This is a genomic window from Pseudomonas gozinkensis, assembly GCF_014863585.1.
GTDB classification, from domain to species: domain Bacteria; phylum Pseudomonadota; class Gammaproteobacteria; order Pseudomonadales; family Pseudomonadaceae; genus Aquipseudomonas; species Aquipseudomonas gozinkensis.
Map to the genome: position 1 here is coordinate 4,227,768 of NZ_CP062253.1, position 23,456 is coordinate 4,251,223.

The 23,456-nt window shown below is 59.8% G+C and carries 20 protein-coding genes; 8 read left to right on the plus strand and 12 right to left on the minus strand.

What is annotated here, in order from left to right:
• The first annotated feature begins 65 nt into the window (after nt 1-65).
• Nucleotides 66-938 carry a LysR family transcriptional regulator gene (locus tag IHQ43_RS18720; RefSeq protein WP_064380790.1) on the plus strand — a complete coding sequence of 291 codons (873 nt, stop codon included), beginning with the start codon at nt 66-68 and terminating at the stop codon, nt 936-938.
• Nucleotides 939-1,042: 104 nt separating this feature from the next.
• Here IHQ43_RS18720 and IHQ43_RS18725 read toward each other — a convergent pair whose 3' ends face one another.
• Nucleotides 1,043-1,903, minus strand: coding sequence for a LysR substrate-binding domain-containing protein (locus IHQ43_RS18725; RefSeq protein ID WP_192561656.1), 861 nt, complete (start codon nt 1,901-1,903; stop codon nt 1,043-1,045).
• A 113-nt stretch (nt 1,904-2,016) separates the two neighbouring features.
• Between IHQ43_RS18725 and IHQ43_RS18730 the strand changes: the two genes are divergently transcribed.
• Nucleotides 2,017-3,126: a 2-aminoethylphosphonate--pyruvate transaminase gene (locus IHQ43_RS18730; protein WP_192561657.1), complete on the plus strand. Its 1,110-nt coding sequence runs from the start codon at nt 2,017-2,019 to the stop codon at nt 3,124-3,126.
• A 166-nt stretch (nt 3,127-3,292) separates the two neighbouring features.
• Entirely contained in the window at nt 3,293-4,120 is an 828-nt protein-coding gene (gene phnX, locus IHQ43_RS18735) for a phosphonoacetaldehyde hydrolase (protein ID WP_192561658.1), read from the plus strand.
• Nucleotides 4,121-4,237: 117 nt separating this feature from the next.
• On the opposite strand, the gene IHQ43_RS18740 is transcribed toward phnX, so the two are convergent.
• The gene (locus IHQ43_RS18740) at nt 4,238-4,543 is read right to left on the minus strand and encodes a hypothetical protein (RefSeq protein WP_192561659.1); all 306 of its coding nucleotides are present in this window, start codon (nt 4,541-4,543) and stop codon (nt 4,238-4,240) included.
• On the opposite strand from IHQ43_RS18740, the gene IHQ43_RS18745 reads away from it, so the two are divergent.
• Both IHQ43_RS18745 and IHQ43_RS18750 read left to right on the plus strand, forming a co-directional pair.
• The gene (locus tag IHQ43_RS18745; protein ID WP_192561660.1) at nt 4,530-4,973 is read left to right on the plus strand and encodes a hypothetical protein; all 444 of its coding nucleotides are present in this window, start codon (nt 4,530-4,532) and stop codon (nt 4,971-4,973) included. The genes IHQ43_RS18740 and IHQ43_RS18745 overlap by 14 nt on opposite strands.
• A gap of 276 nt (nt 4,974-5,249) precedes the next feature.
• Entirely contained in the window at nt 5,250-5,804 is a 555-nt protein-coding gene (locus IHQ43_RS18750; protein ID WP_192561661.1) for a cytochrome b, read from the plus strand.
• Here the strand turns inward: IHQ43_RS18750 and IHQ43_RS18755 are convergent.
• Both IHQ43_RS18755 and IHQ43_RS18760 read right to left on the minus strand, forming a co-directional pair.
• On the minus strand, nt 5,801-6,709 hold the full coding sequence (locus IHQ43_RS18755) for a 1-aminocyclopropane-1-carboxylate deaminase/D-cysteine desulfhydrase (RefSeq protein WP_192561662.1): 909 nt from the start codon (nt 6,707-6,709) through the stop codon (nt 5,801-5,803). The genes IHQ43_RS18750 and IHQ43_RS18755 overlap by 4 nt on opposite strands.
• Before the next feature lie 174 nt (nt 6,710-6,883).
• Nucleotides 6,884-8,923: an NADPH-dependent 2,4-dienoyl-CoA reductase gene (locus IHQ43_RS18760; RefSeq protein WP_192561663.1), complete on the minus strand. Its 2,040-nt coding sequence runs from the start codon at nt 8,921-8,923 to the stop codon at nt 6,884-6,886.
• Between the two features lie 205 nt (nt 8,924-9,128).
• On the opposite strand from IHQ43_RS18760, the gene IHQ43_RS18765 reads away from it, so the two are divergent.
• Entirely contained in the window at nt 9,129-10,259 is a 1,131-nt protein-coding gene (locus tag IHQ43_RS18765; protein WP_192561664.1) for a nitrilase-related carbon-nitrogen hydrolase, read from the plus strand.
• 3 nt (nt 10,260-10,262) lie between these two features.
• Nucleotides 10,263-11,303, plus strand: coding sequence for an AraC family transcriptional regulator (locus IHQ43_RS18770; RefSeq protein WP_192561665.1), 1,041 nt, complete (start codon nt 10,263-10,265; stop codon nt 11,301-11,303).
• A 352-nt stretch (nt 11,304-11,655) separates the two neighbouring features.
• Here the strand turns inward: IHQ43_RS18770 and IHQ43_RS18775 are convergent, their stop codons facing one another.
• Together IHQ43_RS18775 and IHQ43_RS18780 are read right to left on the minus strand one after the other, a co-directional pair.
• Nucleotides 11,656-12,519: a DUF2242 domain-containing protein gene (locus IHQ43_RS18775; RefSeq protein WP_192561666.1), complete on the minus strand. Its 864-nt coding sequence runs from the start codon at nt 12,517-12,519 to the stop codon at nt 11,656-11,658.
• A gap of 92 nt (nt 12,520-12,611) precedes the next feature.
• The gene (locus IHQ43_RS18780; protein WP_192561667.1) at nt 12,612-13,511 is read right to left on the minus strand and encodes a LysR family transcriptional regulator; all 900 of its coding nucleotides are present in this window, start codon (nt 13,509-13,511) and stop codon (nt 12,612-12,614) included.
• 122 nt (nt 13,512-13,633) lie between these two features.
• On the opposite strand from IHQ43_RS18780, the gene IHQ43_RS18785 reads away from it, so the two are divergent.
• A complete protein-coding gene (locus IHQ43_RS18785) occupies nt 13,634-14,839 on the plus strand; it encodes an MFS transporter (RefSeq protein ID WP_192561668.1) in 1,206 nt (401 codons plus the stop codon).
• Nucleotides 14,840-14,899: 60 nt separating this feature from the next.
• Here the strand turns inward: IHQ43_RS18785 and IHQ43_RS18790 are convergent, their stop codons facing one another.
• From IHQ43_RS18790 to tig, 6 genes are all read right to left on the minus strand, one after another.
• Complete coding sequence (locus tag IHQ43_RS18790; protein ID WP_192561669.1) at nt 14,900-16,771, minus strand: SurA N-terminal domain-containing protein; 1,872 nt, start codon at nt 16,769-16,771, stop codon at nt 14,900-14,902.
• A gap of 231 nt (nt 16,772-17,002) precedes the next feature.
• The gene (locus tag IHQ43_RS18795; protein ID WP_002552737.1) at nt 17,003-17,275 is read right to left on the minus strand and encodes an HU family DNA-binding protein; all 273 of its coding nucleotides are present in this window, start codon (nt 17,273-17,275) and stop codon (nt 17,003-17,005) included.
• A gap of 148 nt (nt 17,276-17,423) precedes the next feature.
• Complete coding sequence (gene lon, locus IHQ43_RS18800; RefSeq protein ID WP_192561670.1) at nt 17,424-19,820, minus strand: endopeptidase La; 2,397 nt, start codon at nt 19,818-19,820, stop codon at nt 17,424-17,426.
• A gap of 163 nt (nt 19,821-19,983) precedes the next feature.
• A complete protein-coding gene (gene clpX, locus IHQ43_RS18805) occupies nt 19,984-21,267 on the minus strand; it encodes an ATP-dependent Clp protease ATP-binding subunit ClpX (protein ID WP_016775335.1) in 1,284 nt (427 codons plus the stop codon).
• A 113-nt stretch (nt 21,268-21,380) separates the two neighbouring features.
• Nucleotides 21,381-22,016, minus strand: a complete 636-nt coding sequence (gene clpP / locus IHQ43_RS18810) for an ATP-dependent Clp endopeptidase proteolytic subunit ClpP (protein ID WP_007951559.1) — start codon at nt 22,014-22,016, stop codon at nt 21,381-21,383.
• A 92-nt stretch (nt 22,017-22,108) separates the two neighbouring features.
• Nucleotides 22,109-23,419, minus strand: a complete 1,311-nt coding sequence (gene tig / locus IHQ43_RS18815; protein ID WP_192561671.1) for a trigger factor — start codon at nt 23,417-23,419, stop codon at nt 22,109-22,111.
• Nucleotides 23,420-23,456 lie beyond the last annotated feature (37 nt).

The following is a 23,456-nucleotide window of genomic DNA, read 5'->3' on the forward strand; positions in this document are numbered from 1 at the left end:
TTTATCGTATTTCACACATAAGCTCAGCTTGTTACTGAGCTGCGCCTGTAAACGAGGTATCAGTCATGTCGGTTTCCCACGCCCAGCTCAAAGCCTTTCACGCCGTGGCGGTGCACGGAAGCTTCACCAAGGCCGCCGAGCGGCTTTATCTGACGCAACCGGCGATTTCCGACCAGGTGCGCAAGCTCGAAGAACGTTTCGGTGTGTTGCTGTTCCACCGCAACAAGCGCTCTGTGCGCCTGACGGATCTCGGTGAACGCTTGCTGGCAATCACCCAGCGTCTGTTCGTGGTCGAGGCCGAAGCCCAGGAGTTGCTGCAGGAATCCCAGGCGTTGCAGACCGGCAGCCTGATTCTGGCGGTGGATGCGCCGGTGCATGTGCTGCCGCAGATCGCCCGGTTCTGTGAGCGCTATCCGGGGATCAGCGTGAAGATCGAAACCGGTAATACCGATGAATCGCTGTTTCGACTGTTCAACTATCAGGCTGATCTGGCGTTGCTTGGGCGTGATGTCAGCGATGAACGTTTGTTGTGCGTGCCGCTGCGCAATGATCCGATGGTGGCGTTCGTGTCGCGCCATCATCCGTGGGCCGAGCGTGAATCGATCTGCCTGGAAGATCTGGACGACACGCCGCTGGTGCTGCGCGAACACGGCTCGGTGACTCGTCAGACGCTGGAAGAGGAAATGGCCCGCGCCGGGTTTCGCATCCGCCCGGCGATTCAGGTCGAAGGCCGGGAAGCGGCGCGGGAGGCAGTGGTGGTGGGGATTGGCGTGGGTGTGGTGTCGGCGGCGGAGTTTGGCGCGGACTCACGGGTCTGCGCGCTGCCGATTACCGACTGCACCCGGCGGTTGACCGAAACGCTGGTGTGCCTGCGCGAGCAGAGTTCGCGGCGGGTGGTGGCGACGTTTCTCGAGATGGTGCGCGAAAGCCTTGTGTAGTCAGTTCCGGCCCCTTCCCGAGCAAGCTCGGTCCCACACTGGAACCGCGGCGTGCACAAACCCTGTGGGAGCGAGCTTGCTCGCGAATGGCCGCGATACGGTTATCAGTTGGGCGCCAACCCGAAAAACGCCTGAATAAGCCTCAACTCCCGCCGCCGCTCCACACAGCCGATCATGTGCCGATTCACCAGCCCTTCTCCCGCAATGGGAATCGCGACGACGCGGGGGTCATGGCTGACCTCCACCGATGACACCACCCCAACCCCCAATTCAGCCGCCACCGCCTCCGTCACCGCCTCGCGACTGTCCAGTTCAAGCAACACCCGCGGACTCACCGACGCCTGCGCACAGGCCTGATCAAACGTGCGCCGGGTAATCGAACTCGGCTCGCGCAACACCATGATCACCTGATCCAGTTCCTTGAGCCTGACCTCGCCGCTGCGACTCGCCCACGGATGCCCAGCCGGCACCAGCGCACAGATTCGCGACTCACTCAACGCTTGCAGATGCAGGCCCTTGCGCGGCTCGACCTCGGTCAGCACCGCCACGTCAGCATGCTCGGACAATAACGCCGCCAGCGTTTCCTGAGCATTGCCCAACCGCAGATTCACCGTGATCCCCGGATACCGCGCCCGCAGGCTGGCGAGCATCGGCATGACCATGTGCGGGCCGTCCGCCGCGACCTCCAGACGCCCCGTGAGCAGCTGCCGATTGGCTTCCAGCAACGCCTGCGCCTCTTCGGCCATGCCGAACATCGCCCGAGTGATCGCCGCCAGTTTGATGCCCTCCTCCGTCAGCTCGACCCGGCGCGCCGTCCGTCGCAACAGCGTGATCTGGTAATGCTCCTCCAGCGCCTTGATGTGCCCCGTGACCGCCGGCTGACTGATGAACAACCGCGCGGCGGCACGGGTGAAGCTGCCTTCCCGGGCCACGGCGTCGAAGGCGCGGAGCTGGAACAGGTTCATGGATAACCCTCACTGATGGCTGGCATAACAACAAACAATTTGATTGATGATCCGCCGAATTGCAACGTATGCCCCGTAGCTTCATCCCACAGCGCTATCGCGAGGACACACGAATGAGTACTGCCGCACCCATCCTGCTCACTCCCGGCCCGTTGACCACCTCGGCCCGCACCCGCCAGGCGATGATGGTCGACTGGGGTTCATGGGATGACCGCTTCAACCAACTGACCGCCAGCCTTTGCGAGCAGCTGCTGGCCATCCTCAACGGCGCCAACAGTCACCACTGCGTACCGTTGCAGGGCAGCGGCACCTTCGCCGTCGAAGCCGCGATCGGCACCCTCGTCCCTCGCGACGGCAAGGTGCTGGTGCTGATCAACGGCGCTTACGGCAAGCGTCTGGCGAAAATCTGCGAAGTGCTGGGCCGCTCGTTCAGCACCTTTGAAACCGCTGAAGATGAGCCGACCACCGCCGCCGACGTCGACCGCCTGCTGCGCGCCGACAGCGACATTACCCACGTCGCGCTGATCCACTGCGAAACCAGCACCGGCATCCTCAATCCGCTGCCGGAAATTGCCCAGGTCGTCGAGCAACACGGCAAACGCCTGATCATCGACGCCATGAGCTCCTTCGGCGCGCTGCCGGTGGATGCGCAGAAAGTCCCGTTCGATGCACTGATCGCCGCCTCCGGCAAATGCCTCGAAGGCGTGCCGGGTATGGGCTTCGTGTTTGCCCGCAAGGAATCTCTGGCCGCAGCTGCCGGCAATTCGCACTCGCTGGCGATGGACCTGTTCGACCAGCACAGCTACATGAAGAAGACCGGTCAGTGGCGCTTCACCCCGCCGACCCACGTGGTCGCCGCGCTGCACGAAGCACTGCTGCAATACAACGAAGAAGGCGGCCTGCCGGCGCGGCACGCGCGTTACGCCGCCAACTGCCAGGCGCTGATGGACGAGATGGGCAAACTCGGTTTGCGCAGCTTTCTGCCTGCTGCGATCCAGGCGCCGATCATCGCGACCTTCCACGCGCCGAAAGATCCGCGCTACCAGTTCAAGGACTTCTACGAACGGGTCAAGGCCAAGGGTTACATCCTTTACCCCGGCAAGCTGACCCAGGTCGAAACCTTCCGCGTCGGCTGCATCGGCCACGTCACCCCGGCGCAGATGCGCGAAGCCGTCGCGGCGGTGGGTGAAGTGCTGCGCGAGATGGAAGTGTTAGAGATTTAAACCACACCAACAATCCCTGTGGGAGCGGGCTTGCCCGCGATTAGGCCCTGGCAGTCGACATCCATGGTGAATGTCAGACCGCCATCGTCGGATCGCCGCCCGGAGCAAGCCCGCTCCCACAAGGACAGCAAACTCCGAATTGCGTGTTATCACAGGAATTTCTGCAATGAACTACAACAACCCAACCAAACTGCAAGCCGCCATCCTCGACTGGGCCGGCACCGTGGTCGATTTCGGTTCTTTCGCACCCACCCAGATCTTCGTCGAAGCCTTTGCCGAGTTCGACGTCCAGGTCTCCATCGAAGAAGCCCGTGGCCCGATGGGCATGGGCAAGTGGGATCACATCCGCACCCTTTGCGATCAGCCGCAGGTTGCCGAGCGCTATCGCAAGGTGTTCGGCCGCACCCCGACTGACGATGACGTCACCGCGATCTACAACCGCTTCATGCCGCTGCAGATCGAAAAAATCGCCGAGCACTCGGCGCTGATTCCCGGCGCACTGGACACCATCGCCAACCTGCGTCAGCAAGGCATCAAGATCGGTTCCTGCTCGGGCTATCCAAAACAGGTGATGGACAAGGTCGTGGCACTGGCCGCCACTAACGGCTACATCGCCGACCACGTGGTGGCCACCGACGAAGTGCCGAACGGCCGCCCATGGCCGGCTCAAGCGCTGGCCAACGTGATTGCGCTAGGCATTGACGATGTCGCCGCCTGCGTGAAGATCGACGACACCGTGCCGGGCATTCTCGAAGGTCGTCGCGCCGGGATGTGGACCGTAGCGCTGATCTGCTCCGGCAATGCGCTGGGCCTGGATTACGAAGGCTACCGCGCACTGGGCAGCGACGCGCTCGCCAGCGAACGCAAGCGCATTCACGCGCTGTTCGAAGGTTCGCGCCCGCACTACATGATCGACACCATCAGCGATCTGCCGGAAGTGATCGCCGACATCAACCAGCGTCTGGCCAAGGGTGAAATGCCGCAAAACAACTAACCCCGACAAAAAAAATACCGCCGACTGAAACAAGCCGGCGGTATTTTTATTAATAAATCACAAATACTGAACAGATAACTTGCAAGCCATCATTCGTCCTCTTTCGGAACAACAGAATTATTCAGAAACCAGGTTACCCTGCGCGTCGTAACTCAACCCATCGGGATACTTCACAGAACCATCTGCCCGTTGTTCGGTTCCATCAGCCCAGACAATGCGTCCATCGAGATATTCGATTGTGCCGTCCGGCCACACAATGCGTCCGTCAGGCTGTTCGACCCTGCCGTCTGTATGCTGAATGATGCCGTCTGGACGCGTCACTGCCGTCTGTTGCGCATTCACCAGACTTCCATCGGCCAACGTGGTGGATCCATCCGGATGACGGCTGTTTCCGATCGCGCTCAGCAGGTTGATCAGCGCCACCGGGTCCACATTGATATTCAGCGTAGGCCACGGCATTGGCGGCCTTGCGACGGCAACAGGCTTGGTCGGCGCCACCGGTGGCTTGATTGCGGGCGAACCTGGCTTGACGGGAGCAGCAGGTTTTACCGGCGGTTTGACCGGCCGCACGGGTGGTTTCACCGGCGATACTGGAGGTTTGACTGGCGGTACTGGAGGTTTGACTGGCGGTACGGCGGGCTTCACCGGAGGCTTTGCCGGCTGCACCGGCGGCTTGACGGGCGGAACGGATGGCTTGCTCACCGGCCTGGAGGGCTGCGTAACTGCAGGCTTCGGTTTTGGCTTCGGCACAGGTGCCTTGGCCATTGCCTTTTTTACAATAAATCCATGTTTGTTATTAAGAAGAACATTAAAAGCCATTGTTAAATCCTTTTTACGAGTACAGCATCCTTGATCGACGCCATTGATTTATTTATCGAGCCAGATTTCAACTCTCGACTGCGCCCAACAATAACCACCTCACTCCAGGCACTCAAACTTTCGCAAATACAAAATATAAACAATGCCTTGTTACAGCCATTCAGTCGGTACTTTGGTCAGTCACTGCAATGCCAATGACATGCATCAATAAAAAACGGATCGCGGAGGAAGAATGGCCTCAACACGGTTACAGTTAAGGCATGCCGTCGCAGAACGGCACGCTTGAGCCCTGAACCGTGAGGAACGTCGTATGCCGTGGACAAATTCCGAATCCCGTTACAGCACCGTGTCGATCCTGCTGCACTGGCTGATGCTGGTGCTGTTGGTGCTGGTGTACGCCAGCATGGAATTGCGCGGCCTGTTTCCCAAGGGCAGCGGCGGTCGCACGCTGATCCGCGAAGTGCATTACATGCTTGGCCTGACCGTGTTCGTGCTGGTCTGGTTTCGCCTGTTCGCCCGCAGCCTGGGCCCTGCACCGAAAATCTTCCCGGCCTCGCCACAATGGCAAACCACCCTCGCACGCTTGATGCACTCGGCCTTGTACCTGTTCATGATCAGCATGCCGATCCTCGGCTGGCTGATCACCAGCGCGGAAGGTCATCAGGTGATGTTCTACGGTTTCGACCTGCCGTTGCTGGTGAGTGAAGACAAGGTGTTCGCCAAAGACGTCGAGCACTGGCACGTGCTGATCAGCACCATCGGCTACTGGCTGATCGGCCTGCATGCGTTGGCGGGGATCTATCACCATTACGTGGTGCGCGATAACACGCTGCTGCGGATGATGCCCAAGCGCAGCCAGGGTTAACCGTCGAAGCCGCGCCGGCCCTGCAAGCCGCCGGTGTGGACGAAGATCAAGCGTGAACCCCGGGCAAAGTGACCCGCCTCGACCTGTTGTTTGAGCGCCAGCAAGGCCTTGCCGGTGTACAGCGGCTCGAGAGGAATGCCACTGGCCTGTTCGGTTTGCGCGATGAGCTCAAGCAGCGTCGGATCGACCTTGGCGAAACCGTCACGGCTGGCGTCGATCAGCTCGTAGCCTTCAACGTCCCCGACAATCGCCTCGACATTGGCCGCGACGCCGTGATCGTCGGGTACGGCCATTGCGCCATACACTGCATGCTGTCCTGCCTCCGCCAACACCAATCCCGCGAGCGTGGTGCCCGTGCCACAGGCCAGCCACCAACCGTGATAGTCGTCCCAGCCGAGCTTGCCGAGTTGTTGACTGACCTGATCCTTCAATGACGCGCAACCCTGCGCCCCCGGCAAACCGCCGCCCCCTTCGGGCACCGGATGCAGCGTCGGATATTGCGCGAGCCACGATTGCCAGAACCCCGGCTCGTGCCGCGCCCGATAACCGCCGTAACCGAGCCAGTGCAGCTGCATGCCGAAGTCCTGCAGATCCCTGATTGTCGGCGTGTCCTGCGGATGCCCGCGCAACAGCCCGACCGTCGTGAATCCCAGGCGTTTGCCGGCGGCCGCCAGCGCATGCAGATGATTGGAGTGCGCACCGCCCAGGCTGATGATGCCTTCGGCACCCGCACGGTCGGCGGCCTTGAGATGTTCGACGAGTTTGAACCACTTGTTGCCGCTGATCAGCGGATCGATCCGGTCGAGACGCAAGATCGCGACTTCAATTCCGGTGGCGGTGAGCCAGTCCAGATGAAGCGGTTCGAGGGGGGCTTGAGGTAGCCAGTCAGCGGGGGGAAGAAGCATTGGCGACTTTTCGTTCTTAACAGAGCCAGCATTCTAGTCGCTCAAAGGACGCCATCGCGAGCAAGCTCGCTCCCACAAGGTTCTGCTGAGCTCACAACATCTGTGAACAACGCAAAACCTGTGGGAGCGAGCTTGCTCGAGATGGTCATTGGCACGCTGAATCTGGTTGCCGCGTTACAGCTCGGCGGCCAGACGCGAACCCTGATTGATCGCACGTTTGGCATCCAGCTCGGCCGCCACATCGGCGCCACCGATCAGGTGCACGTTCTGCCCGGCCTCGACCAGACCGTCGTGCAGCTCGCGCAGCGGATCCTGGCCGGCGCAGATGACGATGTTGTCCACCGGCAGCACTTGCGGCTCGCCGGTTTCGCCGATGCGGATGTGCAGGCCTTCGTCGTCGATCTTCAGATATTCGACGCTGTTGAGCATCTGCACCTGCTTGTTCTTCAGACCGGTGCGGTGAATCCAGCCGGTGGTCTTGCCCAGACCGTCGCCGACCTTGGACTTCTTGCGTTGCAGCAGGAACACGTCCCGCGCCGGTGCGTGCGGTGCAGCCTTGATCCCGGCCACGCCACCACGGGCTTCCAGATTCGTGTCGATGCCCCACTCTTTCCAGAACGCAGCGCGATCCTGACTGGTGGCCACACCTTCATGGACGAGGAATTCCGAGACGTCGAAACCGATACCGCCGGCGCCAATCACCGCCACACGCTTGCCGACCGGTTTGCGCTCAAGCAGCACATCCAGATAGCTCAGCACTTTGGCATTCTCGACACCCGGAATCGCTGGCAAACGTGGTGCAATACCGGTCGCCAGGATGACTTCGTCGTAACCGCCCTCGACCAGTTTCGCCACATCGACGCGGGTGTTCAGGCACACCTCGACGTGGGTGGTCTGCAGTTTGCGTTTGAAGTAGCGCAGGGTTTCGTAGAACTCTTCCTTACCCGGCACACGTTTGGCGACGTTGAACTGACCACCAATTTCACTGGCCGAATCGAACAGCGTCACCTGATGTCCGCGCTCGGCGGCCACGGTGGCAGCGGACAGACCGGCAGGACCGGCACCGACCACCGCGATTTTCTTGATCTGCTTGACCGGCAGGTAATTAAGTTCCGTCTCGTGGCAGGCACGCGGGTTGACCAGGCAGCTGGTGAGCTTGCCGCCGAAGGTGTGATCGAGGCAGGCCTGGTTGCAACCAATGCAGGTGTTGATTTCGTCGGCGCGGCCTTCAGCGGCTTTGTTGACGAAGTCCGGGTCGGCGAGGAACGGCCGCGCCATCGAAACCATGTCGGCATCGCCTTCAGCCAGAATCTGCTCGGCGACTTCCGGGGTGTTGATGCGGTTGGTGGTGATCAGCGGAATGCTCACCGAGCCACGCAGCTTGGCCGTGACCTTGCTGAACGCCGCACGCGGCACTTTGGTGGCGATGGTCGGAATCCGCGCTTCGTGCCAGCCGATGCCGGTGTTGATGAGGGTCGCGCCGGCCTGCTCGATGGCTTTGGCCAGGGTGACGATTTCTTCCCAGGTGCTGCCGCCTTCCACCAGATCGAGCATCGACAGGCGGAAGATGATGATGAAGTTCGGGCCGACCGCTTCACGTACGCGGCGAACGATTTCCACCGGCAGGCGCATGCGGTTTTCGTAGCTGCCGCCCCAACGGTCGGTACGGTGGTTGGTATGCGCGGCGAGGAACTGGTTAATGAAATAACCTTCCGAACCCATGATCTCCACGCCATCGTACTCGGCGGTCTGGGCCAGTACCGAGCAGGTGACGAAATCGCTGATCTGTTTCTCGATGCCTTCCTCGTCCAGCTCTTTGGGCTTGAACGGGTTGATCGGCGCCTGGATGGCGCTCGGCGCGACTTGTTTCGGGCTGTAGGCATAACGGCCGGCGTGGAGGATCTGCATGCAGATCTTGCCGCCCGCATCATGCACGGCGCGCGTGACAATGCGGTGCTTGAGCGCTTCTTCCTCGGTCGTCAGCTTGGCCGCGCCGGAGTACACGCCGCCCTCGTCGTTCGGGCCGATACCGCCGGTGACCATCAGGCCGACGCCGCCACGGGCACGCTCGGCGAAGTACGCCGCCATGCGTTCGAAACCACCCGGCTTCTCTTCCAGGCCGGTGTGCATCGAGCCCATCAGGGTGCGGTTGCGCAACGTGGTGAATCCCAGGTCCAGCGGGGCCAACAGGTGCGGGTATTGAGTGGCGGTCATCGTTAACTCCACAGCGAGCGATCACGGAAAATGCGGGAGCTCTGCGTCCCCCGTCAGTCATGTTCGACAGATTAGGAGTCGCATCGCTGTCACTCAATGACCGTAACTGACAAGTTATTGATCCAAATGCGCAGCGCCCCTTGGCAAGCCGGGGCTGGCGCCCTACCCTGTCCGCACACCCTGTACCCGGCTGTTGTTGGATTTCATGCGCAAACTTCTGTACCTGACTTTTTCCATGGCGCTCATCGCCGCGCTCACCTTCTACGCCATGTGGGCGGCTGACCGTCCGGCCGGTCATTACCTGTCGGACCTGCGGATCAAACTCGCGGTCGATCAGGGCACCCCCGCCGACCGTGGCAACCTGCTGGGCATCCAGCCCGAGCTGTTCCCCACCGACTACCAAAGCCCCGAACGCCTGCACCGCAAGCTCGCCGCCTATTTGCAGCAGGCGCAGGATCAGGGGCTGTTGAATGATAAAACCGTGGTCATCCTGCCGGAGCATGTCGGCACCTGGCTGATGATCAGCGGCGAAAAAGACGAGCTGTACCAGGCCGCCACCCTCGCCGAAGCGATGAACTGGCTGGCGGCGAGCAACCCGGTGCAGTTTGCTCGCGCCTGGCTTACCGCCAAGGGCAGCAGCCGTCTGGATGACGCGCACCTGCGCATGAAGTCCCGGGACATGGCCAAGGACTATCAGGCGCTGTTCGGCGGCCTGGCCAAGGAATTCCACATCACCCTGGTGGCCGGCTCGATCGTGTTGCCTGAACCGAACATCACCGATGGCCGGCTCAAGGCCGGCAGTGGCGCGCTGTACAACAGCACGGTGGTATTCGGTCGCGACGGCGCCCCGCTCGGCCAGCCACAGCGGCAGATGCGTCCGATCTTCGATCAGGACGAACCATCCAGCCCCCGCGAGGCTTCCCGGATCAATGTGGTCGACACGCCGGCCGGACGCCTCGGCGTGTTGATCGGCAACGACAGTTGGTACCCGGACAACTACCGCAAACTCGACGAACAAGGCGCGCAGCTGATCGCGGTGCCTGCGTTTGTCGTCGGTCATGGCGTTTGGGATCAACCCTGGAAAGGTTACAAAGGCTTGAGCGTGCCGGACTCGGTCAGCCTGAAACCGGGAGCAGTCAGTGAAGGCCAGGCCTGGCACCAACTGACCCTGACCGCGCAACCGTCGGCCAGCAAGGCGCTGGCCGGCATGAGTGTGTTTCTGCGCGGGCAGTTCTGGGACAAACCGAGTTCCGGGCAAAGTTTCCTCAGCAGCAACGGCCAGCAATTCGCCGACAGCGAAGCCCGTGGCGCACGCCTGCTGAACCTCTGGCTGTAATCCATGAAACCGCTGCCGATGCGACTCGGAGATCTGTCGGTGGGCTTCGTCCATAGCCTGGCCGATGCCGTGCGCAGCCATGACGTCGATCCGCAGCCATTGCTCGAACAGTACGGCCTGGATGCCGCACGCCTGGCCGAAGCCGGGGCGCGTCTGTCGATCCCGCGCTACATGCGCCTGGGGCATGGCGCGATTCAGCTGACCGGCGATCCGGCACTGGGTTTGCGCATGGGCCGGCTCAGTCGACTGAGTCAGGCAGGGCTGGCGGGGGTGACCGCCGCGCAGGCGCCGACCGCTCGTGAAGCCGCACGCTGCCTGATTCGTTTCGAACCGCTGTACGGCTCCAACTATCGCGGCCAGTCGAGTTTTCACGAAGACGCCAGCGGTGCGTGGCTGCGGTTCTACTCGATCAGCCCGTACAACGCTTACAACCGCTTTGTGGTGGATTCGATCATTGCCGGCTGGCTGCATCAGCTGTCGAGCATCAGCCCCGAGCCATTGCGTGCCGAACGGATCGAAATCGAATTCGACAGCCCGGATTATCGCGACGCTTATGCGGTGCTCGGCGATTGCCCGATACAGTTCGGCGCCGAACACAATCAACTGCGCCTGAGCCTCACCAGCCTGGCCCAACGCAACCCGGAGCATTGCCCCAGCACCTGGAAACATTTGCTCGGTTTGTGTGAACGGGAGCTCGAGCAATTGACCCGCACCCGCAGCCTGCGTGAACGCATCACGCAATTGCTCGGGCCGTTGCTCAATGGCGGCCGGGAACCCGACCTGGAAGAAGTGGCGGCACGCTTGAAGCTGCCGACCTGGACGTTACGGCGCAAACTGGCCGAGGAAGGCACGCAGTTTCGCGCGATCCTCAATGACACTCGCCGTGATCTGGCGATGACCTACATCCGCGACACCGAACTGGCATTCGGTGAAATCGCTTACCTGCTGGGCTTTGCCTCGGCCGAAGCTTTCCAGCGCGCCTTCAAGCGCTGGAACGGCCAGACACCGGGCGAATTTCGCCGCAGTCACCGCAAGACAGGCTGACGCCTCACAGCTCGGTGGCGTCTTCCGCAGGCTCTGGTGAATCCAGTTCGTAAGCCTGGAATTCGAGCAGTTCTTCTTGATAGTCATCCATCACTTAATCCCCCTGACGCTTGCTTGAAATGGCCTGGAACAAATGACCAGTGCCTCGAGCATAAAGTGCCCGTATGAAGGAAAAATGAAACACGGCCTTCATGAAATAAACGTAGCAGGTGGTCAGGAATTTATCGCGGGGAATTTTGAGAAGAACTCATCCATTGCACTGTGGGAGCGAGCCTGCTCGCGATAGCGAACTTTCCGACACATTGATATTGATTGTGCCGACGCTATCGCGAGCAGGCTCGCTCCCACAGGTTTACTGCCCGGAGGCAGGCATGGCCGGAATCGGCTCGGAGGGCGGCGGTATATCCGTCGGGTTGGCCGGAGGGGTGATGGTTTCCGTCGTGGGCGCAGGCTCGGCAACCGGTGCCGGGGTGATCGGTGCAGCTTCGGCCGGCGGTGCTACCGGCTCGGCACTGGCCGGGGCCGCTTCTGCAGGCGCTGGCGTCGGTGCAACAGCGGGTTCGGCGGCTGGCGCTGGGGCCGGGGCCGGTTCAGCCGCAGGGGCTGGAGCCAGCGGAGCCGGCGCCGCCTTGGCTTCAGGCACACCCAGGTCGGTTTTCGGTTTTTCGGTGATGTGCGCGGCTTTCTTCGCATCAGCCGGCAGGAACAGCTCGACCAGGGTGAAGAAACGCTCGTAGAACTTCTGCGACGACACGGTTTCGCTGGCGACCTTGACCATCGAATCGTCAGACGAGCCGATCGGCATCGACACCGAGCCCAACACGCCGACACCGAGGCTGGCCGAGTTGTTGGTCTTCTTCAGCGCGTAGCGGTCCTGCAGGGCATTGGCGAACACGGTGGCATGATGGCCGGCACTGCCATCATCGGCGCACACCACGTTGAAGCTGATCTCCAGGTGGGTTTCGCCGGTCTGCTGGAAGCTCTTGTGCCCACTGACCAGTTTCGGGTCACTGCTGGTAATGATGTAGCCCTGGCTGAGCAACGCTCGGCGGGCCGCTTCGCAACTGGCGGTGTCGGTCACCGGGTAATTGCGCGAAAAGGTGCCGGAGTCGTCGAAATTCTCATGCTCGTAGATAGGCTTGTCCTTGGAGCAGCCGGCAGCGGCGGTCAGCAACAACGCCAACCCGATGAAACGCACGGGAATAGAATTCAACATTAAACATCCTGAGGGAAAACGGTCCGGGGCGTATTGTGCAACAGATCGCTGCCCCGCGGCGTATGGATTAGTGTCTTAAAACAGTTACAACTCTACCGGTCATGGGCGACAGGAAAAAGTCGCACCGATAAATGATCGACAAACACCCGCAATTTGGCGGTCGCGTGCCGACTTGATGGCCACAGGACCCAGAACTGCCCGACGTGCTCCAGATGCTCATCGAGCACACGCTGCAGGCGACCCTGTTGCTGCGCCTCAACGATCATGAAGTCCGGCAGACAGGCGATGCCCATGCCCGCCAGCGCTGCATGCCTCACGGCTTCAATCGACGTACTGACCAGACGCGTCGGTAATGTCGCCTCGGAGGCACCCTCCTGGCGCTTCAGCGGCCAGGGCTCCAGTTTGCCGGTGGCGTGAAACGTATGGCGCAGGCAGGCATGCTCCGCCAGATCAGCCGGGACCAGCGGCTCGCCGCGTTCGCACAGATACGCGGGACTGGCCACCAACACCATGTGAAACTCGCCCAACGGTCGTGCCATCAATCGCGAATCTCGCGGTTTACCTGTGCGGATGACAGCATCGAAGCCTTCTTCAACCACATCCACCATACGATCGGTCAGGTCCAGATCCAGTTCGATCTGCGGGTACAGCGCCATGAATTCATTCATGACCGGCATCACCAGGTCATGCACCTGCGGCAGGCTGATCCGCAACTTGCCGTGAGGCGCCGCTGCCGCATCGCACAACTCGAATTCGGCTGCTTCGACCTCGGCCAGAATCTTGCGGCAACGCTCAAGAAACAGCGCCCCTTCACTGGTCAGCGTAATGCTGCGGGTGGTGCGATGAAACAACCGCACATTGAGCCGTGCTTCCAGGCGGGCGATGCTTTTGCCGACCGCCGACGAAGACACGCCCTGCAAGCGGCCGGCCTCGGTAAAACTGCGGGTTTCCGCCACCTGCACGAACACCGAAATACTGCCCAGGCTGTCCATTCTTCCCTCTCTGATTCACGACATTCCTGTCCGAGATGTTCGGAACCCTAACCTGTTTTTCCCGAATGTGCAGCGCCCTACCCTATGGCCTTCGTCTCCTTCGGCAAAATGGAAACCCGCCCATGAACGATGCACCACTCATTTCCCCCTCACTCGCCGGCACCGCCGAGCCCGCGGAACGATTACCGCTGGGCGCGCTGCTCGCGCTGGCCACCGCCGGGTTCATCACCGTGTTGACCGAGGCGATGCCCGCCGGATTGTTGCCACAGATGAGCGCGGGGCTTGATGTCTCTCAGGCTCTGATCGGGCAACTGGTCACGCTGTACGCCATCGGTTCGATGCTGGCGGCCATTCCGCTCACCATTGCCACCCGGGGCTGGCGTCGACGCCCGCTGTTGCTGGCGGCCATTGCTGGGTTTGCCATTGCCAACAGCATCACTGCGTTGTCGGAGCTGTACTGGCTGACCCTGGTTGCACGCTTGATCGCGGGCGTATTCGCCGGGCTGCTTTGGGCTTTACTGGCGGGATACGCGAGCCGGATGGTCGCGCCTCACCTGCAAGGCCGGGCCATTACGGTGGCCATGCTCGGGGCGCCCCTTGCGCTGTCGCTGGGCATTCCGGCCGGGACGCTGCTGGGCACGGCAGTCGGCTGGCGTCTGAGCTTCGCGATCATGACCGCGCTGACCGTGCTGCTGGTGATCTGGGTGCGCTGGCAAGTGCCGGATTTCGCCGGTGAACGCGCCGGAAAACGCTTGCCACTGCGTCAGGTGTTTACCTTGCCGGGGGTGCGACCCGTGCTGTTTGTGACTTTGTCCTACGTCGTCGCGCACAACCTTCTGTACACCTACATCGCGCCATTTCTGGAGCCATCGGGACTTGGCGTAGAAATCGACCGCGTGTTGCTGGTATTCGGCCTGGCGTCGGTGCTGAGCCTGTGGATCGTCGGCAGCCTGATTGATCGCTGGCTGCGTCAGCTGGTACTGGTCAGCGCTACGCTGTTCCTGCTGTCGGCGATCGCACTGGGCCTGTGGCGCGAATGGCCGGGCGTGATCTACACCGCCACCGCCGTTTGGGGACTGGCGTTTGGCGCGATGCCCTCGCTGTTGCAGACGGCTCTTGCGAAAACCGCCACGGAGTCTGCAGATACCGCGCAATCGATGCTGGTGACCCTGTGGAATGTCGGCATTGCCGGCGGCGGACTTGCGGGCGGTCTGCTGCTGAACAACCTGAGCGTCGGAAGTTACCCGTGGATCGTCGGGGGTCTGTTGCTATTGACCCTGTATGCGGCTGTCAAGGCCCGGAGCCATGGCTTCCCGAACGCCGGATAGCGCGCACAAAAAAGCCCCGGATATTCATCCGGGGCTCGGGTCTTGCGGCTCAGCCAGGCATCAGAAACGCTTGATGTCGGCTTCGCTTTCCAGCTGTTTGCGGTACGCCGCGAAGTCCTGCTGGCCCACACGCGATGCAAGGAAGCGACGGTATTGCGCTTTCTCTTCATCGGTCGGAGCCGCTGCTTCGTTCACGCCGTTCAGGCGCACGATGGTCAGGCTGCCGTCTGCCAGCGTCACGCTGGCGAAGGTCGGCTTGTCCTTGGCGGCCGGTTTCGGCATGCGGAACAATGCTTGCAGTACCGCTGGATCAACGCCTTCCTGAGCGCGGTGCGCCGCTTCAGTGACTTTCCAGCTCTGGCCGTCCACCGCCTTGTCCAGCGGCGTCTTGCCATCACGCAGGCTGGCGATCAGTTGCTCCGCCTTGGTCTTGGCAGCAGCGCTGGCGTGCTCTTTGGTCAACTGGGCGCGAATGGCGGTAGCCACGCTTTCCAGCGGCAATTGAGCAGGCTTCAGGTGCTCCTTGGCGCGCAGCACGATCACGGTTTCCGGATCCAGCTCGATGGCGGTGCTGTTGGCACCCTCTTCCAGCACTTCGGTGCTGAACGCGGCAGTCACTACAGCACGGTTGGCTGCAACGCCTTCACCACCTTCACGGCCGAACGGCTTGGAGGTGTGCACGGTCAGTTTCAGGTCCTGCGCTGGCTGGGCCAGGTCGGACGCTTCGAACGAAGAGTCTTCCAGTTGCTTGGTCGCCTCGACGAAACGCTGCTCGACTTGCTGGGTTTTCAGCTCGCGGGTCAGCTTGTCTTTCAGGCTGGCCAGGGTCGGCACTTCAGGCGCCTCGACACCCAGCAGCTTGATCAGGTGGAAGCCGAAGTCGGTGCGAACCGGCTCGGAAACCTGATCCTTGTTCAGCGAATACAGGGCTTTCTCGAAGGCTGGATCGTAAACGCCAGGACCGGCATAACCCAAGTCACCGCCGTTGTTGGCCGAACCCGGATCCTGCGAGAACTCCTTGGCCAGCGCTTCGAATTTCTCGCCCTTGGCCAGACGCGCCTGGACTTCTTCGATCTTCGCCTTGGCCTGAGCTTCGGTGGTCTTGTCGTTGACTTCGATCAGAATGTGCGCCGCACGACGCTGTTCCGACAGATTGGCGATCTCTTTCTGATACGCCGCCTGCAGGTCTTCATCCTTGACGGCGACCTGATCGAAGAACGAAGACTTCTTCAGTTCCAGGTAATCGATGACCACTTGATCCGGAGTCATGAATTCCTTGGCGTGCTCGTCGTAGTAAGCCTTGACCTCATCATCGGTCAGCTTCACGGCCGAAGGGTCAGCCTTGATGTTCAGCGTGGCGAAATCGCGGGTCTGCTTTTCCAGACGGGCAAAGGCCAGCACCTGAGCATCGGTCACAAAACCGCTGCCCGCCACACCGGCGCGCAGTTGGCCGATCAGCATTTCCTGAGCCAGCATCTGGCGGAACTGCATACGGCTGTAGCCCAGTTGGCGGATCACCTGATCGAAGCGGTCGGAGCTGAACTTGCCGTCGACCTGGAATTCAGGCGTCTGCAGGATCACTTGGTCCAGGGCCGCTTCGGAGAAAGCGAATTTCGATTGTTCTGCGCCTTGCAGCAGCAGTTTGCGATCGATCAGCCCCTTGAGGGCCGATTCGCGCAGCATTTTTTCGTCCAGCAAGGAGGCGTCGAAATCCTTGCCCAGTTGTTGCATCAGCTGACGGCGTTGCATATCCACCGCCTGGCTCAGCTCGTTCTGGCTGATTTCTTCACCGTTGACCTTGGCCGCCTCATTCTTGTGAGTCGTGGCCTGGAAAATGGCGTCGAAACCGGTCAGAGCCATCAGTGCAACGATGACTCCGATAATGGTCTTGGCAATCCAGCCTTGTGAATTGTCCCTGATATTCTGCAGCATGCGTCCCCCAGAAACGGTTGAACTTCAAAATTAGGCAACCGTGGAGCGTGGGTAGAATCCGGATAGAAGAAAGGCGCATCCGAGGATGCGCCTTCTCGTAACTGGCGGAGCGGACAGGGCTCGAACCCTCGATCCCGGTGTGACAGGCAGCTATTCCAACCGCCTGCTCTACCGCTCCGCTGCCAAGTCAGGCATGACCCCGACCCGGATGGGTAAAAACCTGAATCAAACTTAGTTGACGGCTTCTTTCAGGGCTTTACCGGCTTTGAAACCTGGCTTTTTGGCTGCCGCGATTTCCAGAGTCTTGCCGGTCTGTGGGTTACGACCGATGCGAGCTGGACGATCAGTCACGGAGAAAGTACCGAAACCAACCAGAACAACGGAGTCGCCAGCCTTGAGAGCGCCAGTGACGGATTCGATTACAGCGTCCAGCGCACGGCCAGCAGCAGCTTTCGGGATATCAGCGGATGCAGCGATAGCATCAATCAGTTCCGACTTGTTCACTCTAAGTCCCCTTATATCTATTTGAGTATGATTCTAAGTTTTTTGGTGAAAGCAAAAACGAGTGCTGAATGGCCTACAGACACTTAAGAGCCGCTTTATAACAAGGGCTCTAAAAAGCTGTCAAGGAAGCCCCCCAGGCAAAAGCGTATTAATGCGTGCTAATTCTTTCCTTAGAGTCAGACTCACGTTTTTCGTCCTTGGCAACTATCTCCGGAGCCACATCCGGCAAGGGCTCCGGCGCGTATTGCAGCGCAATTTGCAGGACCTCGTCAATCCATTTAACCGGTTTGATCTGCAGATCCTGCTTGATATTGTCAGGAATCTCCTTCAGATCGCGCACGTTCTCTTCCGGAATAATCACTGTCTTGATTCCGCCACGGTGAGCGGCCAGCAGTTTTTCCTTCAGACCGCCAATGGCGAGGACTTGACCACGCAGGGTGATCTCGCCGGTCATGGCGACATCGGCACGCACAGGAATACCCGTCAACGCCGACACCAGTGCAGTACACATGCCTACACCGGCGCTCGGACCGTCTTTCGGCGTAGCGCCTTCGGGCATGTGAATATGCGTGTCGCGCTTCTCGTGGAAGTCCAGGGGAATGCCCAGGCTCTTGGCACGGCTGCGCACCACGGTCAGGGCAGCAGTGATCGATTCGACCATTACGTCACCCAGCGAACCGGTCTTGATCAGTTGACCTTTGCCCGGCACAACAGCGGCTTCGATGGTCAGCAGTTCGCCGCCCACCTGAGTCCAGGCCAGGCCGGTTACTTGACCGATCTGATCCTGCTGCTCGGCCAGACCGTAGCGGAACTTGCGAACGCCGAGGAAATGCTCCAGCAGATCAGCTGTCACTTTTACCGAGAAGCGTTTTTCCAGCGCGTGCTCTTTGACCGCCTTGCGGCAGACCTTGGCAATCTGCCGCTCGAGGCCACGCACACCGGCTTCGCGGGTGTAGTAACGGATGATGTCGCGGATCGCTTCTTCGTCGAATTCCAGCTCGCCCTTCTTCAGGCCGTTGGCTGTAATCTGCTTCGGCGACAGGTACTTGACCGCAATGTTGATCTTCTCGTCTTCGGTGTAGCCCGGCAGACGGATGACTTCCATCCGGTCCAGCAGCGCCGGCGGAATGTTCATCGAGTTCGAGGTGCACAGGAACATCACGTCCGAGAGGTCGTAATCGACTTCCAGGTAGTGGTCGTTGAAGTTGTGGTTCTGCTCCGGATCGAGCACTTCCAGCAACGCCGACGCCGGGTCGCCACGCATGTCGCTGCCCATTTTGTCGATTTCATCGAGCAGGAACAGCGGGTTGCGCACACCCACTTTTGTCATCTTTTGAATCAATCTTCCTGGCATCGAACCGATGTAAGTCCGACGGTGACCACGAATTTCCGCTTCATCCCGCACACCACCGAGGGCCATGCGCACGAATTTGCGGTTGGTGGCATGGGCGATCGACTCGGCCAGCGAAGTTTTACCCACGCCTGGAGGACCGACCAGGCACAACACCGGGCCACGGATTTTCTTCACGCGCTTCTGCACGGCGAGGTATTCAAGGATGCGTTCCTTGACCTCTTCGAGGCCGTAGTGATCGGCGTCGAGAATGTCTTCGGCGCGGGCCAGGTCCAGACGCACCTTGCTCTGGGCCTTCCACGGCACCTGAACCAGCCAGTCGATGTACGAGCGCACCACGGTGGCTTCGGCGGACATCGGCGACATCTGCTTGAGCTTGTTCAGCTCGGCAGTGGCTTTGGCCAGGGCATCTTTCGGCAGACCAGCCGCGTCGATGCGCTTTTTCAGGTCTTCGATTTCGTTGTGGCCTTCGTCACTGTCGCCGAGCTCTTTCTGAATGGCCTTCATCTGCTCATTCAGGTAGTACTCGCGCTGACTGCGCTCCATTTGCTTTTTGACGCGGCCACGAATGCGTTTTTCGACTTGCAGCAGGTCGATCTCGGCGTCCAGCAAGGCCAGAACGTGCTCGACCCGAGCCGACAAATCGATAATTTCGAGGATTTCCTGCTTCTGCTCGATCTTCAGCGCCATGTGCGCGGCCATGGTGTCTACCAGGCGGCCAGGCTCGTCGATGCTGTTGAGCGACGACAGGACTTCAGCCGGGACTTTCTTGCCCAGCTGCACATATTGTTCGAACTGCGACAGCAGGCTGCGCACGAACACTTCGGATTCGCGCTCGGCAGCGTCGACTTCGTCGATCAGCGACACTTCGGCACGGCAGTGGCCATCGACTTCGCTGAAGCGCTCGACAGCGCCACGCTGCTCACCCTCGACCAGAACCTTCACGGTGCCGTCCGGCAGTTTCAGCAGTTGCAGAACAGTGGCGATGGTACCTACGCGATAGAGAGCTTCTTCACCGGGATCGTCGTCAGCCGGGTTTCTCTGGGCCAGCAGCAGGATCTGCTTGTCGCCCGTCATCGCGGCCTCGAGGGCTTCGATGGATTTCTCGCGCCCCACGAACAGCGGGATAACCATGTGCGGATACACAACGACATCACGCAATGGCAGGAGAGGCAATTCGATGGTGGTCTTCATGATTTCGCCTCTACGGCGGCCATATGGCCGTAATCAGATGGAATTAAGCTTGAAACCAAGATGGGGGCTGCCTTGAAAAAAAACAAGCGCAAAGCGGATGTAAAAAACGACATAAAAAAAAAGAGGCCCGAAGGCCCCTTCTTTGTTCCGGCAGACCGGGCGCTTAAGCGTCCGGCGCCGCCTTGGCAGTCGGCTCACTGTTTTCATAGATATACAGTGGCTTGGACTTGCCTTCGATCACGCTTTCATCGATCACGACTTTGCTCACCTCGGACTGCGAGGGGATTTCATACATCGTGTCGAGCAGCACACCTTCGAGAATCGAACGCAGGCCACGGGCACCGGTTTTACGTTCCAGGGCACGCTTGGCGACCGATTTCAGTGCGTCGGAACGGAATTCCAGATCCACGCCTTCCATCTCGAACAGCTTGGCATACTGTTTGGTCAGGGCATTTTTCGGTTCGGTGAGGATTTGCATCAGCGCAGCCTCATCCAGCTCGTCCAGCGTCGCAAGAACCGGCAGACGGCCGACGAATTCCGGGATCAGACCGAACTTGACCAGATCGTCAGGCTCGACTTCACGCAGGGATTCACCGACTTTCTTGCCTTCTTCCTTGCTGCGCACTTCTGCGTTGAAACCGATGCCACCCTTGGTGGAGCGGTTCTGAATGACCTTCTCCAGACCGGAGAATGCGCCACCGCAGATGAACAGGATGTTACGGGTATCAACCTGAAGGAATTCCTGCTGCGGATGCTTGCGGCCACCTTGCGGCGGAACGGAAGCGACCGTGCCTTCGATCAGTTTGAGCAAGGCCTGCTGCACGCCTTCACCGGAAACGTCCCGGGTGATCGACGGGTTGTCGGACTTGCGCGAAATCTTGTCGATTTCGTCGATGTAGACAATGCCCATCTGGGCTTTCTCCACGTCGTAATCGCACTTCTGCAGCAGCTTCTGAATGATGTTCTCGACGTCTTCACCCACATAACCCGCCTCGGTGAGGGTGGTTGCGTCGGCGATGGTGAACGGAACGTTCAGCAGGCGGGCCAGGGTTTCGGCCAGCAGGGTTTTACCGGAGCCTGTCGGGCCGATCAGCAGGATGTTGCTCTTGCCGAGTTCGACGTCGTCAGCCTTTTTGTCACGCTGGTTCAGACGCTTGTAGTGGTTGTACACCGCTACTGCCAGAACCTTTTTGGCACGCTCCTGACCGATCACATACTGATCAAGGATGCCGCTGATTTCTTTAGGCGAAGGCAATTTATGCGCGCTGCTTTCGGCCTGTGCTTCCTGCACCTCCTCGCGGATGATGTCATTGCACAGGTCGACGCACTCGTCGCAGATAAAGACCGAGGGGCCGGCAATCAATTTGCGCACTTCATGCTGGCTTTTGCCACAGAAGGAGCAATAGAGCAGCTTGCCGTTGTCCTCGCCGTTGCGGGTGTCAGTCATTCGTTCGATCCAAATCCGATAGGCTTGCAACACAAGATGAAGGCTATTGCGGGCTTTTTCAAGCCCGCCGCTGATCAGACGCGCCGACCAAGCCTATTTTGAGTCGCTTATTTTTAAGCTGGGCGCTGGTTGATCACTTCGTCGATCAGACCGTATTCCTTCGCAGCTTCTGCACTCATGAAGTTGTCGCGGTTGGTGTCGCGCTCGATTTCTTCAAGCGTACGACCGCTGTGCTTGGCCATCAGCGTGTTCAGACGCTCGCGGATGAAGAGGATTTCCTTGGCATGGATTTCGATGTCCGAAGCCTGGCCCTGGAAACCGCCCAGTGGCTGGTGAATCATCACGCGCGAGTTCGGCAGGCAGAAACGCTTGCCAGGTGCACCGGCTGTCAGCAGGAATGCGCCCATGCTGCACGCCTGACCAATACAAGTAGTCGATACGTTTGGCTTGATGAACTGCATGGTGTCGTAGATCGACATGCCCGCTGTCACCGAACCGCCCGGGGAGTTGATATAAAGATGGATGTCCTTGTCCGGGTTTTCCGCTTCAAGGAACAGCAATTGCGCACAGATAAGGTTGGCCATGTAGTCCTCTACCGGACCAACCAGAAAGATCACTCGTTCCTTGAGAAGACGCGAGTAGATGTCATAGGCGCGCTCGCCACGAGCAGATTGCTCGACAACCATCGGGACCAGGCCGCCGGCGGCCTGGATATCAGAGTTCTGCTGAATATAGGAATTACGGAACATGCTCTGCAGTCACTCCCAAATAGTCATGTCTTGAATACGCATAAGCCAGCTCGAAGGCTGGCTTATGGTGTGTGCTTCTAACGCAAAAACAATCAGTCGGCTTTTGGAGCTTCTACCGGCTTGACCGCTTCTTCGTAAGAGACCGATTTGTCGGTCACGCTAGCTTTCTGCAGAACAGTATCCACAACTTGTTCTTCCAGCACAACCGAACGGACTTCGTTCAGTTGCTGATCGTTCTTGTAGTACCAGGCCACAACCTGCTCAGGCTCTTGGTAAGCCGAAGCCATTTCCTGAATCATTTCGCGAACGCGGGCTTCGTCTGGCTTCAGGTCGAATTGCTTGACCACTTCAGCCACGATCAGACCCAGTACAACGCGACGCTTGGCTTGTTCTTCGAACAGCTCGGCCGGCAGTTGGTCTGGCTTGATGTTGCCACCGAACTGCTGAACAGCCTGCACGCGCAGACGGTCAACTTCGTTGGACAGCAGAGCCTTAGGCACTTCGATCGGGTTGGTGGCCAGCAGACCGTCCATTACCTGATTCTTGACCTTGGATTTGATCGCCTGACGCAGTTCACGCTCCATGTTCTTGCGAACTTCGGTGCGGAAACCGTCGATGCCGCTTTCCTTGATGCCGAATTGAGCGAAGAACTCTTCGTTCAGCTCAGGCAGTTTTGGCTCGGAAACGGTGTTTACAGTCACGGTGAACTCGGCGGTTTTGCCAGCCAGGTCCAAGTTCTGATAGTCCTCCGGGAAGGTCAGGTTCAGAACGCGCTCTTCGCCGGCTTTAGCGCCGACCAGGCCTTCTTCGAAGCCAGGAATCATGCGGCCGGAACCCAGCACCAGCTGAGTGCCCTTGGCGGAACCGCCAGCGAATACTTCGCCGTCAACCTTGCCAACGAAATCGATGTTCAGCTGGTCTTCGTTCTGGGCAGCGCGATCGGCTACTTCGAAACGAGTGTTCTGCTTGCGCAGGATGTCCAGCATCTTGTCCAGATCGGCGTCAGCCACGTCAGCGCTCAGACGCTCGACGGTGATGCCTTCGAAGCCCGCAACGGTGAACTCAGGGAACACTTCGAATACGGCTACGTATTCCAGGTCCTTGCCAGCTTCGAGCGATTTTGGCTCGATGGATGGCGAACCGGCCGGGTTCAGCTTCTGCTCAACCACAGCTTCGTAGAAAGATTTTTGAATCACGTCGCCGATCGCTTCCTGACGTGCGTCAGCACCGAAACGACGTTTGATTTCGCTCATTGGCACTTTGCCTGGACGGAAGCCAGCAATTTTGGCTTTCTGGGCAGTCTGCTGCAGACGCTTGTTGACCTGGCTCTCAATCTGCTCAGCCGGCACGGTGATGCTCATGCGGCGCTCAAGAGCAGTAGTATTTTCAACAGAAACTTGCATGGATATTCCTCGTTGCACAGACGTTAGCCGGCCGTTT

Excerpts from the sequence above, each read along its gene's own strand:
- IHQ43_RS18720 (WP_064380790.1), top strand. The coding sequence starts at position 66 with ATGTCGGTTTCCCACGCCCAGCTCAAAGCCTTTCACGCCGTGGCGGTG.
- IHQ43_RS18725 (WP_192561656.1), bottom strand. The coding sequence starts at position 1,903 with ATGAACCTGTTCCAGCTCCGCGCCTTCGACGCCGTGGCCCGGGAAGGC.
- IHQ43_RS18730 (WP_192561657.1), top strand. The coding sequence starts at position 2,017 with ATGAGTACTGCCGCACCCATCCTGCTCACTCCCGGCCCGTTGACCACC.
- phnX (WP_192561658.1), top strand. The coding sequence starts at position 3,293 with ATGAACTACAACAACCCAACCAAACTGCAAGCCGCCATCCTCGACTGG.
- IHQ43_RS18750 (WP_192561661.1), top strand. The coding sequence starts at position 5,250 with ATGCCGTGGACAAATTCCGAATCCCGTTACAGCACCGTGTCGATCCTG.
- IHQ43_RS18755 (WP_192561662.1), bottom strand. The coding sequence starts at position 6,709 with ATGCTTCTTCCCCCCGCTGACTGGCTACCTCAAGCCCCCCTCGAACCG.
- IHQ43_RS18760 (WP_192561663.1), bottom strand. The coding sequence starts at position 8,923 with ATGACCGCCACTCAATACCCGCACCTGTTGGCCCCGCTGGACCTGGGA.
- IHQ43_RS18765 (WP_192561664.1), top strand. The coding sequence starts at position 9,129 with ATGCGCAAACTTCTGTACCTGACTTTTTCCATGGCGCTCATCGCCGCG.
- IHQ43_RS18770 (WP_192561665.1), top strand. The coding sequence starts at position 10,263 with ATGAAACCGCTGCCGATGCGACTCGGAGATCTGTCGGTGGGCTTCGTC.
- IHQ43_RS18775 (WP_192561666.1), bottom strand. The coding sequence starts at position 12,519 with ATGTTGAATTCTATTCCCGTGCGTTTCATCGGGTTGGCGTTGTTGCTG.
- IHQ43_RS18780 (WP_192561667.1), bottom strand. The coding sequence starts at position 13,511 with ATGGACAGCCTGGGCAGTATTTCGGTGTTCGTGCAGGTGGCGGAAACC.
- IHQ43_RS18785 (WP_192561668.1), top strand. The coding sequence starts at position 13,634 with ATGAACGATGCACCACTCATTTCCCCCTCACTCGCCGGCACCGCCGAG.
- IHQ43_RS18790 (WP_192561669.1), bottom strand. The coding sequence starts at position 16,771 with ATGCTGCAGAATATCAGGGACAATTCACAAGGCTGGATTGCCAAGACC.
- lon (WP_192561670.1), bottom strand. The coding sequence starts at position 19,820 with ATGAAGACCACCATCGAATTGCCTCTCCTGCCATTGCGTGATGTCGTT.
- clpX (WP_016775335.1), bottom strand. The coding sequence starts at position 21,267 with ATGACTGACACCCGCAACGGCGAGGACAACGGCAAGCTGCTCTATTGC.
- clpP (WP_007951559.1), bottom strand. The coding sequence starts at position 22,016 with ATGTTCCGTAATTCCTATATTCAGCAGAACTCTGATATCCAGGCCGCC.
- tig (WP_192561671.1), bottom strand. The coding sequence starts at position 23,419 with ATGCAAGTTTCTGTTGAAAATACTACTGCTCTTGAGCGCCGCATGAGC.